The following is a 13,532-nucleotide window of genomic DNA, read 5'->3' as shown; positions in this document are numbered from 1 at the left end:
CGCGCGACGGGGCCGCCGGGGCGGCCTGGCTGGCCGCGCGCCGCGTCGTCGACGACCAGGGGCGGCTGCGCGACCTCCACGCCGCGCTCACCGCGACGTGAACCTCACAGGCTCAGTGACTCCCGCAGTCGCTCCGGCTCGGCCCGGGCGGCGTCGCCTGTGGAGTCGGTGGTGACGCGCCCGGCCGACAGCACGCTGATGTGATCGGCGATCGCCAACGGCCACTCCAGTTGCGGCGCCGTCAACAGGATCGTCATGCCCGACCTGGCGAGCTCGGCGATGGTGTGGCGGATCTGAGTGACGATGGTGGGGGCCAGACCCTCGGTGGGTTCGTCCAAAAGCAACAGACGGGGCCCGGTCACCAGGGCCCGCGCGATGGCCAGCATCTGCTGTTCTCCCCCGGACAGCTGGGCGCCGCGGTGTTTGGCCCGCTGTCCCAGGCGCGGCAGCATCTCCACCACGGACCGCGGCGTCCACCGCGCGCCCTTGCGGTGCGCGATCGCCAGGTGCTCCTCCACCGTGATCGACGCGAACACCCGGCGCCCCTGCGGCACATAGCCGATGCCGAGGCGGGCGCGGCGATGCGTGGCGGCGCGCGTGACGTCGCGCCCGTCCAGGTCGACGCGCCCCGCCGACGCGGGCAGCAGCCCGGCGATCGTGGACAGCAATGTGGACTTTCCCGCCCCGTTGTGCCCGACGACGGCGTGCACCCGGCCCTCGGCGACCTCGAGCGACACGCCGGACAGCACGGTCCCGCCGTGGTAGCCCGCGCTCAGCTCCGACACCGTCAACAGGCCGGTCATGGCTCCACCGCCGCGCCCAGATAGACCTCGATGACGTCGGGGTGGCTGGCGACCTCGTCGGGCTTGCCCGCGGTCAGTATCCGTCCCTCGTGGAGCACGGTCACGATGTCGGCGACGGCGGTGACCACGTCCTGGTGGTGTTCCACCAACACGACCGACAGCTCGGCCGGCAGGTTGTCCAGGCAGTGCAGGAGCCGCTCCAGGTCGGCCTCGGTGAGGCCGGCGGCGGGCTCGTCCAGCAGCAGCACCGTCGGCTCGGACACCAGCGCCAGCGCGATCTCCAGCAGCCGCCGCCGTCCGTGGGAGAGATTCCCGGCGATGATGGATGCGCAATCGCCGAGGCCGAGCGCCTCCAGCTGCCGCTCGGCGCGCTCGCGGGCCGTGGTGCGCCGGCGCACGTGGGGCAGCGCGCCGACGATCAGATTGTCCAGCCCCGACAGCGTGTCGAACAGCGCGGGGGTCTGGAAGGTGCGGGAGATGCCGAGGCGGGCGCGCCTGGCGGCCGGGGCGCGCGTGATGTCGCGCCCGTCGAAGGTGATGGTCCCGGCGTCGGCGCGAATCGTGCCCGCCAACAGATGCAGCATGGTGGACTTTCCCGCCCCGTTGCACCCGATCAGGGCGTGGCGCTGCCCGCGGCGCACCTCCCAGTCGATGCCGTCGACGGCCCGCAGCTTTCCGTAGCTGCGGGTCAATCCCTTGGCGGACAACAGCGTCGTCATGCCGCCTCCTGGCGCCGCGATCGCCGGCGGCGCGGGAGGTGTTCGCGCAGACCGCTGAGCCCCTTGGGAAGCAGGTAGACACACGCCACGGCGACGGCGCCCAGCACCACGGGCGCCTGCCCCTGCGCGGCGTCCCCCAGCGCGGTGATGATCTGGTCCTGCATCACCAGCAGCACGGCGGCGCCGAGCACGGCGCCCACTATGGAGCTGGTGCCGCCGATGACGACGGCCAGCAGGACCAGCGCCGAGGCGCTCAGGTCCACATCGCTGGGTGACACGAAGCGCACCACCTCGGCGAGCAGGCCCCCGGCCAGTCCCGCCACGGCCCCGGCGACGGTGTAGGTGCCCCACAACAGGACCCCGACCCGGTGGCCGCTGGCGCGCATCCGCAGCTCGTCGTCGCGGGCGGCCCGCACCAGGGTGCCGGCGGTGGAGCGATTCAACGCGATCATGGCGGCGGCGGCGATCGCGGTCACTGCCAGGGCGTACCAGTACACGGTGGACTTGTCGGTGACGTCCGCCCCGCCCCACCACAGCGTGAAGGCGGGCATCCAGCCGGTGCCGTCGCTGCCGCCGGTGACCGACGTCCACTGTTGAGCGACCTCCTCGGTGAGCCCGCAGACCGCCAGGGTCACCATGAGGAAGGCGGCGCCGCGGGTGCGGATCACGGCGGCGCCGATCGCGGCGTTGAACACGGCCCCGGCCGCCGCGGCCAGCAGCAATTGCATGGGGCCCACGGAAAAGCCCGCCGCGGCCAGCGCGACGGTGAGATAGGCGCCGACGGCGTACGGGGCGACCTGGCCCAGGGTGGGCAGCCCGGCGATGCCGGTGAGCAGCGCGACGCTGATCGCCAGCACGCCCACGGCGAGGGTGCGCGACAGGGTTCCCACCGTCCAGGTGTCCACCGTGAACGGGATCGCGGCCAGCACCGCCAACAGGATCACCGGCCACCAGCGCGACAGCCGGGCGATCATCGGGCGGCCGCCAGCCCGAGCCTGCGGGGCCCGCGCACCACCAGGACCACGGCCATCGCGCCGAGCACCAGATAGGACGTCCAGTCCCCGGCGATCAGCGGGCCGAGGCCCTCGATCTGCCCGACGACGAGCGCGGCGACGAAGGCACCGGGGATGGAGCCCAGGCCGCCGAGCACCACGATCACCAGCGAGGTGATCATGATGTCGTGGGCGCGGGTGGGGCCGGGGCCGAAGATCGGCGAGCCGAGGGCGCCGGCGAGCCCCGCGAGGGCACCGGAGGCGGCCAGCACCCCCACCATCACCAGCCGCGGGTTGGTTCCGAGACACGCCACCATGTCGCGGTCGTCCACAATGGCGCGCACCCGGGCGCCGACCCTGGTGCGGGACATGATCATCCAGCCCGCGACCGCCAGCACCACGGCGATGCCGATGAAGGCCAGGCGGTAGCCCGGATAGCGGTGCCCCATCAGCGAGACGTCGCCGTCCAGCGCCGCGGGCATGGCGGGGCTCAGGTCGTCGGCCCCGAACATGGCCACCAGCGCCTGTATCAACAGCAGCGAGATGCCGAACGTCAACAGCGCCTGCGGAAGATGGCCGCGCTTCGACAGCGGCGCCACGGCCGCCGAGAGCCCGGCGCCCAGCAGCGCGCCCACCGCGACGGCCACCAGCAGGGCCAGGACGAAGCCGCCCCAACCCCCGTCGGTGAACGCCCACGCGACGTACCCGCCCACGACATACAGGCTGCCGTGGGCGAGGTTGAGGACGTCGGCGACGCCCAACGCCAGCGTCAGCCCGGCCGCGACGGTGAACAGCAGCAGTCCGTAGGCGACGCCGTTGACGACGTTGAGCAGATAGGCGTCCATCGCGTGGTCTCTACAGAGTCTCCAGGTCGGCGATCTTCACATTGGACAGTTTGTTGCCGTCCATTTTCACCACTCGCATGTACCAGGGTTGGATCGGCGCGTGGGTCTTGGAATCGAACTGCCAGTCCCCTCGGGGGCTGGAGATCTCGCCGAGTTTGGAGATCTGCTTGTTGATCTTCTCGCCGGTGACCTCCTCGCCGGCCGGGATCGCCTTGATCGCCTTGTCCAGCACCTGCGCGGCGTCCCAGGCGGTGGCGGCGTACAGGTCGGGCAGGCCCGGCCGGTTGTCGGCCGTCCATTTCGACACGAAGTCGCGGTTGGCCGAGTTGTCCAGGTCGGCGGAGTAGTTGGCCGGGGTGTAGATGCCCTTGGCGGACTTGCCCTCGGCCTTCAGCAGCGAGCCCTCGGTGAGGTTCGGGCCGTACAGCGGGATGTCCGCCGCGTCCGACGACGCCCACGCCTTGATGAAGTCGATGGCCTGGGTGCCGGAGTAGAAGGCGAAGATCGCCTTGGCGCCGGAGTCGGCGATCTTGTTCATGTACGGCTGGAAGTCCGGGGCCTTCGGGAACGACGTCCATTCCGGCTTGCCGTCGGCGTTGGCCAGCTTGCCGCCCAGCTTCTGGAACTGCTTCGTGAAGCCCTTCACCTTCGGCCAGCCGCCGGCGTAGTCGGCGCCCATGGCGTACACGGGTCCGTCCACTTGCTTCTTGATGTACGGCGCGGCGGCCTCGCCGCCGTGTTCGTTGATGGAACCGGTGTGCCACACGCCGTCCAGCTGCTTGGGCTTGAGATCCGGACGACCGCCCGACGACACGATCGGGATCTTGTTCTCCTGGGCGTACGGGTCGATCGCCACCAACGCCGCGGAGTTCATGATCCCGGCCAGCGCCTGCACGTTCTCCTTCTCCACCAGGCGCTGCGCCTGCTTCAGCGACTCGTCGGGCTTGTCGGTCTCGTCAGCGGGGACCAGCTTGACGTTGCGTCCGCCCAGCTTGTTGTGGTGCGTCTTCAGATAAAGATTGAAGCCGTTCTCCATGTCGATGCCCAGGGCCTGAAACGTCCCGGACTTCGGGTATTCCCAACCGATATTGACGGTATCGGCGCTGGCTCCGCTCCCGGCGCAGCCGGTCATCGTCACCGCCATCACCCCGACGGCCACGGCCGCCGCGCCGAGCTTCCATAGTGGTGAACGCATCTTCAGCTCCTTTTCACAAACACGATTGTCGAACGATGGCCGCGACGACCGCGGCCTCAGGTCTGCCGCGGCGGCGGGAACATGCCGTTGCGGTTGCGCGGGGTCAGGGCGGGTCCGACCTTGTTGATGAGCTCGGCGAGTTCGTGCCCCACCTGGCCGATGTCGCACCCGTGCGAGGCCAGTGCGAGCAGGCTGGCCCCGCTGGACACGGCCATGGAAAACATGTAGCCCCCGTGCATCTCGGTCAGGTTGGACACCACGGGGTCGGCCTCCAGGGACCGCGCCGCCCCGTTGAGCAGGCTGACCATGCCCGAGGCGATGGCCGCCAGGCGATCGGCGTCGGCGACGTCAAGCCGCCCGTTGCGGGCCACCAACAGTCCGTCTGAGGACACGGCGATCACATGCGTCACATGGGGTACGCGATCGACGAAATCGTCCAACAGGAAGTCCAGATCGAGATCGTTCATGGCGCGGCTTTCGGTTGGTCGGATGGGGGCGATGCCGGGGAGGAGGGACGTCCCCGGGCGTATGCAGAGTACGTAGCGCCCACCGAATGCGGATCGCGGTACGACTCGACGCGGGGGGTCGGCGCCTTGTCGGGCGTCTCTCCGCCGGGCACCAACCGCTCGCCGGGGGTGCGGCGCGGCAGACCGGTGTCCGCGTCGGGATCGGGGGCGTCCATGCTGGACGCCTCGGCTGCCGCCAGCCAGCCGTCCTCGAAGGGGTTGCGGGGGCGTTGTTTCACAATGGCGTGTTCTCCTGTGACACCGTTGATCTTTCGGCGATCAAAGTAGATCACGGGCACCAGCCCGGAATCGTCCACGGTGGCGACCGGCGCCGCGGGGAGGTCCTCCTGCCGCGCGCTGGCCTGGCTTCCCGCGTCCTCCCGGAAGAGCCGGGGCACGGGGCGCGCGCCGGGTTGCTTGCCGCGCGCGGGCTTCGACTCGGCCCCGACGGTCTCGGCGGTCAGCAGCGCGCCGGGCAGGGTGATCTCGGCGAGGGTGCCTCCGGGGTGGCCGTTGCGCAGCTGCACGATGATGCCCAGCCGCGAGGCGATGTGTCCGACCACGGTCAGACCCATGGAGCGCACCGCCTCCAGGTCCAGCGGGGGCCGGGTGGCGAGGCGGGAGTTGATCGCGTCCAGTTTGGAGGGTTCGATGCCGATTCCGGAGTCGCCGATCTGGATGATCAGCCGGTCGGCCAGTTTGTGGGCGTCGACCCGCACCGGCGACTGGGAGTAGCGGGCGGCGTTGTCCATCAGCTCCGCCAGGAGCTTCACGACGTCGTCCACCACGACCGCGCGCACCGCGAATCCGCCGTCGACGGACATCATTTCCACCCGGGCGTACTGCTCGATCTGGCTCTGCGCGGCGGTCAGGACGTCGCGCAGCGGCTCGTCGCTGGTGCGCACCTTCGCCGGGGACGTACCGCCCAGCACCAGCAGGGAGTCGTTGGAGCGACCCAGGAGCGTCACCAGGTGGTCCAGTGTGAACAGTCGCTCCAGGCGCTCGGGATCCAGCTCGCGGCTCTCGGCCTCGTCGATGGCGGAGGTGAGGCGCCCGGCCAGCAGGTGGCCGCGTCGGGCGAGGTTGACGAAGATCGCGGCGATGTGCAGGCGCAGCAGGGCCTGCTGGGCCGCGACCCGGACGGCCTCGCGGTGCACCTCGTTGAACGCGTGGCCCACCTCGGCCAGCTCGTCCTTGCCGGTGACCTCGACCGGGGCCTTCATGCCGTCGGCGAACTGCTCGGGGGTCAGCTCACCGAGGACCTCGTGGTTGTCCAGCTGGGCGACCGCCTCGGGTAGGTCCCTGGTGGCCACCTGGTGCGCGACGTCCCGCAGTCGGCGCAGACCGCGAACGACGGGGCGGCCCAGCAGGATCGCCAGGACGATGGCCACGGCCACCGCCGCCGCCACGCCCAGCGACTCGAGCCACGTCAGCTGGAGCTGTTCTTTCCAATAGGAGGTGACATCCGCGCCGACATCGGCGTCGATCTTGGAACCCACCTCCAGCATCGCGTTGGCCCGCACGCCCATCAGGCGGGTCCAGTCGGACGGGTCGATGTCCAGTGTGTCTCCCGGAGACAGCTGCTGGACCGCGCGTTCCATCTTTTGGGCGGCAACCATATCGCTGCCGGTCTGGGCCTTGTCGAACCACTGTGTCCATTTGGTCTTCGCGAGGCGGTTGAAGGTCAGCATCGCCTCGGTGTAGCCGGTGCCCGCCGCGGTGATCTCCTGCTGCGACGCCGCGGTGAGCGGCTCCCCGTCCGCGGCCTTGAGCACGGCGACCTCCTCCAGGCCGATGTACTCGGCGGCGCGGGACAGCGCGTTGGCCGCCTGCAGCCGATCGGCCAGATCGGACGGTGCTCCCCCGGCCTGCGGGACCGAATCCCTGAAGGACAACAGATCGGCGATGGCGATGCGGTACACGAAGCTGACCGCCGTGGCCGTCTGATCCTGGGCCTGCACCGACTTGCGCAGGGTTCCCAGCCCGTCGAGCTGCGCGTCGATGCCGTCCAACAGGTCTCCGGCGGCCCCGGATTCGGCGCCGAGTGCCTTGCGGGAGGCGCGAAACGCCGCCACCTCCTGGTCGGTGTGGTCGACGTCCTGAATGTAGTCGTCGACGGAGCTGCCGGGATTGGCCGACATGGCGACCAGGGCGCCGGCCCGTTCGGTGCGAAGCTTCTGCACCAGCTCGCCCGCCTTCGCGGAGGTGTCCACTAGCGATCTCAGGTGGCCGGCCCGGGCGGCCTGTCCGCCCGAAAGGGACACCGCCAGCGCCGCGAACGACACCACTGCCACCAGCGGCACCGCCACCAGCAGACCAAGCTTCTTGGTTATGCGCATTGCGACCGCCGCCTCAATCGGCTCAACGTCACCGCCGTGAACGGACACTCGAAGTGGGACATCGACGTTTCCTCAGGGGGACGTGACCAAGGGGGTAATTTCGGTGACCGAACATACATGATCAATCGACATCCGTATGACCCGACCTCCCACATTTACCCGCAGTGATATCGGACCGAAGACCAACGGCGACTCCCCGTAACGTCACATGCCCGGTTCGGACGTTACGTCACCAATTCACGGATCGAGACGTCCCAGTTCCCAACACGCCACCGCCGCGGCCGCCGCCACGTTCAACGAGTCCACCCCGCGCCGCATCGGAATCCGAACCCGCACATCGCTTGCCGCGACCGCCGCCGGGCTCAGGCCCGGCCCCTCGGCGCCCAACAACAGCGCCACCCGCGCCCGCCGCGCGGGCCCGAGCTCCTGGATCGGCACGGCGTCCGGCGCCGGGGTCAGCGCCGCCACCGTGAACCCCGCGGCCCGCACCTCGTCCAGGCCGTCCGGCCACACTGGAGCGAACGCGTACGGCAGCGCGAACACCTCCCCCATGCTCACCCGGATACTCCTGCGGTACAAGGGATCGGCGCACGTCGGCGACAACACCACCCCGTCGATGCCCAGACCCGCGGCTCCCCGAAACACCGCGCCGATGTTGGTGTGGTTGTTGACGTCCTCCAACACCACCAACCGCCGCGCCGCGGCCAACAACTCCCCCAACCCGGACGTCGGCGCCCGGTGAAACGACGCCAAGACCCCGCGGTGGACATGGAACCCGGTCACCGACTCCAGCACGTCCGCCTCGGCCGCCAACAGCGGCGCCCCGCCGGTGTCGATCGCCGCCACCTGCGGCACCCGCTTCGCCTCCACCAACAACGACCGCATCCGGTACCCCGCACGCAGCGCCCGCTCCACCACCCGCACGCCCTCGGCGATGAACAACCCGTGCGGCGGCTCGAACCGGGTCCGCAACGCCATGTCGGTCAGGCACCGATAGTCCGACAGCCGCTCGTCCCGCGCATCCGTGATCAACTCAGCCACCCGGACATTGTCCGCGCCCCACCCCAGCAGGCGGGTTCCAGGGCGCACCTACTGCCCTGGAACCCACGGTCAGTATGACGCCCCGACCCCCCGCCCGTGGGCACGACAAACCCGCCGCGCCCACAACTTTCCCATCAGGCCCCGGACCCTTTGGGTACCAACCGTTCCGAAAGCTCCACAATATACTCTTCGAGCCGCCCCAGCCCGTCCTCGGTATCCATCGCCCCGTCGGTCATCAGGTGCGCGAGGTTCGGCATCGCCGTCGACCACAGCGCCAACCCCACCAAAACGAAGTAGACCATCGCGGCCCGATCCCGATCCGCGATCCCCAGCTTCTCCTGAATCCCGGCCACCCGCTCCCGGTAGAACTCCCGCCGCGACCCGTCCCCCATCAACCCGCGCTCCTCATAGGACATGGCCTCCCACATCAGGATCCTCACCAAACTCGGATCACGCCGATTGATCTCGAACACCCGCCGCACGAACTCCCCCACCCCCTCGCCGGCGTCCAGCAACAACGGCGTCGTCTCCCGCACCCGCCGCAGCTCCATCTCCATCACGGTGTCGTACAGCCGCTCCTTGTTCCCGAAGTTCGCGTACAACCGCTCCTTGTTCACCCCGGCCGACCCCGCGATCCGATCCACCCGCGCCCCGGCCAACCCCCGCTCGGCGAACTCCTTCCGGGCCGCCTCAAGGATCTTCGACCGAGTAACTTCGGGATTACGCGACATATCCGCCAGTCTAATGACCCCTCCCCAACCCAACCCCCCAGTTGGCCACCCCTCCCCAACCCCCCACCACCCGTCGGGTACATTAATGCCCGCACCGCGGTCGATTAGCTCAGCGGGAGAGCACTCGCTTCACACGCGAGGGGTCACTGGTTCGATCCCAGTATCGACCACAAATTCGGATTTTAGTGTTGTGGTGTCTCTTGTGTCGCGGTACTGGTGTTGTGTCACGGGATCGGCGCATGGTTTGAGATGTGTTGTCCTATCGGGCAGAGTCCACTAGGGTCTGTTTGTGATGTCTGTGAAGCCTCCGATTGAATCGGTCTAGGATCGGGACGATGACCGCAGCAGACATCTTCGTCGACTACGTTTCGTGGCTTCGTATCAATGTTCCGTTCGCGTACGAGAACCTTGCACCGCCTGCCGACTCGGCCGAGTTGCAAGCGCTGGATGCGGCTATCGGATACATCCTCCCCGCCGAGGTGAAGGGCGTCTTGGCCATCCGCAATGGGCAGAAGACGATCACCACCGGGCCGAACTCTGGACATGGGGTGCCGTGCATCCCTACGTTGAATTTCCTGTCCACGACTGAGATCCGCGAGCACCACGAATCCTGGTCCGAGATTCGTCGTGGTTCCGACATCGAGGACCTTCAGCAGATGGGCGGGGTGTTCCCGGGCGCCGAGGGAATGATCAAGCCGCTATACACCTCGCCGGGATGGATTCCTCTGTGGTCGGATCCGATAAGCGACGACTACATTGGGCTCGACCTCGACCCGGGCCCAACAGGTACGACTGGTCAGATCATCAATTTCGGCCGCGACGAAGAACGGCATTTTCTGTGTGCACCGGATTTCACTCGCCTGATGAGCATACTGCTGGAGGAGGTCCTATCCGGAGTTTGGCAGGCGTCGCAGATCACCAGCAGTACGAGCGAGGGCGAGAAAACTCACCCGTGGTTCGGTGATCCCGAGGAACACTTCTTCAACGCGCTGTACGCCCGCTTCAAGTAGCTATTCAGCCGGCTGGCGTCGGTGCGGTGATCGGCATCTGAAGGGTCACCAGCGGTTCGAGCTCGTGGAACCGGTCGCCTTCATCGCTTCCATCAAGCTCTATCACTCTCGCCGGAGAGAAACGTGTAGCTCATATTGAACCTCTGTAGCAGCGCTCGCATAAAGTTTGCGCCGTCTTCTGGTTTTACATATCGCGCCTCGCCGAGTATCTCCACTCCTCGGTCGAACCACGTCTGGGCAAGGTGTCCGCAGCCAGGCTCAAGGATGGTGAGGGAAGCGGTACCATCGGCCGACAGCCTGAACTCGGCCACTCGCAATGGTTCCCAATGCCCGATGTCATACATCGCCACCAATGTAGGCGTCTTCGAACTCACTCAAACTCAGTCCTTTCGGCTAGAGCGTGTATGTGAGGTTAGTCCAGCCGGGTGAGGATGCAGGCGATGTGGATGGTGGCTTGATAGGACACGGCGAGTTTGTCGTACCGGGTGGCGGTGGCGCGGTATTGCTTCAAGCGGTTGATGCCGCATTCCACGGCGTGGCGTTGTTTGTAGATCGTGCGGTCGAAAGGATGGTGGTCGGCCGCCTTGTGAACCTTCGCGGACCCGGTTGGCTCGGCTGGAGTACGCCTTGTCGTCCAGCACCTCGATCATGCGGGGATTGTCGGCGCCTTGACCAACGGTGACCAGAACCGAAAAGGGTCGTTGACGCTGGTCACAGGCAAGGTGGATCGTGGTGGACCAGCCACCGCGGGAGCGACCGAGCCCGTGATCGACAGGCTCCTGCGGGTTCTTCCCGCAGGCTCGGGCCCCAGCGGCGTGTTGATGAGCCCGCACGACGGTGGAATCCACGCTCACATCCCACACGATCGGCGCCGACACCACGGCCATCGCCTGCAACGCCGTCAAGATCCGTCGCCAGGTCCAGGCCCGCTGCCACGACCGAAACAGGCAGTACACCGTCGACCAGGGCCGAACTCGGCCGGAAGATCCCGCCACGCCACCCCCACCCGAACACGCCAGCACATGGCTTCCAACAGCATCCGCCGACACCGCACCACCGGGCACCCCATCCGTGGTGCTTGCGGCAGCACACGCCGCAAACGCGCCCAACGACGATCCGTACTGAGGGGACTGTCTGTTTAAGGGCCTTGGTGTGACCCCGGTGGGGACAGTGCCGTGGGCGCTGGGCCAGTAACGCCGTTGCGTCAGGGATGTGGCGTTATGCCTGTTGGTCAGCGTGCGCCAACTCGGCGGGGCTTCGATTGAGCGTTACATCAATCCGGAAACGCCGCAAGATACGCTTCACCGTCGACAGGCTGATGTCGTACTCCGCCGCTAGGTCGACCTGTCGGGAACCATCGGCGAACCTCGACACGATCTCATCGAGGGCGCCGGGTTCGAGGCGGTCTTTGACGGCGCGGGGCGGGCGGGTTTGGTGGCGTCCGCAGACGTAGTGATCACAGGGGTCACTGTCCCTAGATGTCTGATTCTTGGGGCTCATGAACCGATCCACCAAGGCTGTGACCTGAGGTTTTGAGTTCGAATAAGCACTGCTAAGGACCACTCGGTCGAGGGTGGAGTGTGCTTGGTGGGGCCAAGTCGTTTCGCTCTCGTTATTTTGCCGCCCGTCGGGCGGTGTCGCAGGGGCTTCGCTGCTCGCGCTCCCCCCTGGCGGTGGTTGGGGTCTTGTGTTCGAGTTAGTGACGCTAAGAACTACTTTCCATCCAGTAGCCACAAGATCACAAGCTGTTTGCGCGAGGCAAGGACCTGTGGTGAGCTCGACATCGACGCGATCGTATGGCGGACGGTAGTTTGGGCACGAACCTAGACTTCCCGTTTGCAACGCTGCGCTAGCTGCTTCCAACGGCATTTCGCGCCCGCATACGAGCTCACCCAAATGATGAGTCGTACGCGTCTCCCTCCAAACCTGGCTGCTACCTCAGAACCAGGCCACCGTTCAGGTGTTGCACATGCAACTATCTGGCCTCGCACTACACAACGCACCGCAAACCTCAGATTCCAGGCCCACGCAAGCTAGTTATTGACAGTTCTCTATGTTGTCACATGTTTGACTCGAGGGATGGTTGCTCCCAATACATCCATACACCGTCCATCCTATGTGGCCATATTGAAGGCGAAGCAGGCGGAACTTCACGCAGTTCGTGAGACCCGGGCCGATTACTTCATTCCGTTGCTTGAGGTCGTTGATCCTGTGAAAGTGTCGGGGATTGCCCGGGCTTGGCCGCTCGTGGCACACGTTGCATGGGTCCAGCCAATCAACCGTTCGGGCATGGAAGCCCAAAAATGGGCCGAGCGAGTCGTCGACATGTTCGACTCGCTTCGAACGGCTGGTTCTGCGGTGGTACCTGTTGTAACACTCGATGAGGCAGAAGAGGCGTGTCTCGGAGCGCGACAGTTGATCACCGAGGACCGCCGTGGAATGGTGCTTCGGATTGACTGTGAGGAGGTGCTGGGAAGGAGCCACGCCGACGTACTTGCGGCCATCAAGCGGGTGCTGATTCGTTGTGGCTGCGCTGTGACCGATTGCGATCTGGTGATTGACGCTGGACTTGTTGACGGCGGGGCCGCCGCCCAATCTGGAGCGGTCATAGCAGCCCTGGCGGTCCTGCCACACCTCATGTCCTGGCGCAATGTCGTTGCAGCGTTTTCCGGGTTTCCCAAATCGATTGCTACCCACGTGGAGCAGTCGACTGTGGGGGCGATTCCTCGCTCAGACGCGGCAGCTTTCAGATTGCTGGTGACGCGTTGGTCGGAACGACTTCTGACATACAGCGATTACGCGGTCGGAGTTCCTACCTACGCTGACGTGCCGTGGAGCCCAATCCCCAATATCCGGTATGCGCTTCGGGAAGAATGGCTAGTCCACCGCGCGGTAACAAAGAACAACCCAAGCCCTCAGTATGTCCAGCTGGCCCGCAATGTAGCTGCTGCTCCTTATTTTGCTGGACGTAATTTCAGTGCGGGCGATCGCTACATCGAAGATGTCGCTACTGGAGCCGACGGGCCAGGAAACCCGACAACGCACCTGAAGGCTGCAATGTCTCGGCACTTTCATGTTGTCTTGGACGCTCTCGCCAACTACGGCGTGCCATAAGCGTTTCACGGACCTCGACTCGAAGCTGGTCAAGTTCGAGCGCTAGTGCAAGCCGTTTCCAAAGCGCAGCTCTAGGCTTCGTACGAACGCCTGCATCTATGCCATAACGCGTGAGAATGGACAATGCCTCGTCGCGCCACAGAAGCTGTACAAGCGAACCTGCGTCAACCTGCGAATTCTTGCGGGCTTTGCGGCACCGCCGGAGTGTGACGCCGTCAACGTCATCTCGTGCGATGA

The 13,532-nt window shown here is 66.5% G+C and carries 12 protein-coding genes, 1 tRNA gene and 1 pseudogene; 3 read left to right on the top strand and 11 right to left on the bottom strand.

All coding sequences use genetic code 11. The features are described from left to right. Positions 1 to 104 precede the first annotated feature (104 nt). The 9 genes from VE172_RS11235 to VE172_RS11195 form a co-directional block, all read right to left on the bottom strand. Positions 105 to 794: an ABC transporter ATP-binding protein gene (locus VE172_RS11235; protein WP_349258342.1), complete on the bottom strand. Its 690-nt coding sequence runs from the start codon at positions 792 to 794 to the stop codon at positions 105 to 107. Positions 795 to 799: 5 nt separating this feature from the next. Then, positions 800 to 1,522: an ABC transporter ATP-binding protein gene (locus VE172_RS11230; protein ID WP_324801298.1), complete on the bottom strand. Its 723-nt coding sequence runs from the start codon at positions 1,520 to 1,522 to the stop codon at positions 800 to 802. After that, on the bottom strand, positions 1,519 to 2,496 hold the full coding sequence (locus VE172_RS11225; protein ID WP_324801296.1) for a branched-chain amino acid ABC transporter permease: 978 nt from the start codon (positions 2,494 to 2,496) through the stop codon (positions 1,519 to 1,521). Before VE172_RS11225 ends, VE172_RS11230 begins: the two co-directional genes overlap by 4 nt. After that, the gene (locus tag VE172_RS11220; protein WP_324801292.1) at positions 2,493 to 3,359 is read right to left on the bottom strand and encodes a branched-chain amino acid ABC transporter permease; all 867 of its coding nucleotides are present in this window, start codon (positions 3,357 to 3,359) and stop codon (positions 2,493 to 2,495) included. The genes VE172_RS11225 and VE172_RS11220 overlap by 4 nt, the downstream gene beginning before the upstream one ends. Before the next feature lie 10 nt (positions 3,360 to 3,369). Further along, complete coding sequence (locus VE172_RS11215) at positions 3,370 to 4,554, bottom strand: ABC transporter substrate-binding protein (protein WP_324801288.1); 1,185 nt, start codon at positions 4,552 to 4,554, stop codon at positions 3,370 to 3,372. A 56-nt stretch (positions 4,555 to 4,610) separates the two neighbouring features. Beyond that, positions 4,611 to 5,021 (bottom strand): roadblock/LC7 domain-containing protein, encoded by a 411-nt coding sequence (locus VE172_RS11210; RefSeq protein WP_324801285.1) that lies wholly within the window; start codon positions 5,019 to 5,021, stop codon positions 4,611 to 4,613. Next, complete coding sequence (locus tag VE172_RS11205) at positions 5,018 to 7,399, bottom strand: sensor histidine kinase (RefSeq protein WP_324801281.1); 2,382 nt, start codon at positions 7,397 to 7,399, stop codon at positions 5,018 to 5,020. The genes VE172_RS11210 and VE172_RS11205 overlap by 4 nt, the downstream gene beginning before the upstream one ends. Positions 7,400 to 7,636: 237 nt before the next feature. Then, positions 7,637 to 8,377: a TrmH family RNA methyltransferase gene (locus tag VE172_RS11200; protein WP_349258341.1), complete on the bottom strand. Its 741-nt coding sequence runs from the start codon at positions 8,375 to 8,377 to the stop codon at positions 7,637 to 7,639. Between the two features lie 197 nt (positions 8,378 to 8,574). Then, positions 8,575 to 9,171, bottom strand: coding sequence for a TetR/AcrR family transcriptional regulator (locus VE172_RS11195; RefSeq protein WP_324801275.1), 597 nt, complete (start codon positions 9,169 to 9,171; stop codon positions 8,575 to 8,577). 98 nt (positions 9,172 to 9,269) lie between these two features. On the opposite strand from VE172_RS11195, the gene VE172_RS11190 reads away from it, so the two are divergent. Both VE172_RS11190 and VE172_RS11185 read left to right on the top strand, forming a co-directional pair. Beyond that, positions 9,270 to 9,341 (top strand) — tRNA-Val (locus tag VE172_RS11190). A 165-nt stretch (positions 9,342 to 9,506) separates the two neighbouring features. Further along, positions 9,507 to 10,181 carry an SMI1/KNR4 family protein gene (locus VE172_RS11185; protein WP_324801272.1) on the top strand — a complete coding sequence of 225 codons (675 nt, stop codon included), beginning with the start codon at positions 9,507 to 9,509 and terminating at the stop codon, positions 10,179 to 10,181. Between the two features lie 92 nt (positions 10,182 to 10,273). Here VE172_RS11185 and VE172_RS11180 read toward each other — a convergent pair whose 3' ends face one another. After that, a complete protein-coding gene (locus tag VE172_RS11180; RefSeq protein ID WP_324801269.1) occupies positions 10,274 to 10,555 on the bottom strand; it encodes a hypothetical protein in 282 nt (93 codons plus the stop codon). A gap of 527 nt (positions 10,556 to 11,082) precedes the next feature. Next, positions 11,083 to 11,289, bottom strand: a pseudogene (locus VE172_RS25700) (transposase); the annotation flags it as partial. A 971-nt stretch (positions 11,290 to 12,260) separates the two neighbouring features. Between VE172_RS25700 and VE172_RS11170 the strand changes: the two are divergent. Next, entirely contained in the window at positions 12,261 to 13,295 is a 1,035-nt protein-coding gene (locus VE172_RS11170) for a beta family protein (RefSeq protein WP_324801265.1), read from the top strand. The last annotated feature ends 237 nt before the right edge of the window (positions 13,296 to 13,532 follow it).

It is taken from the genome of Stackebrandtia sp. (assembly GCF_035643755.1).
Taxonomy (GTDB): Bacteria; Actinomycetota; Actinomycetes; order Mycobacteriales; family Micromonosporaceae; genus Stackebrandtia.
The sequence above is the reverse complement of the archived record's forward strand: the minus strand, read 5'-3'. Positions and strand labels throughout refer to the sequence as shown.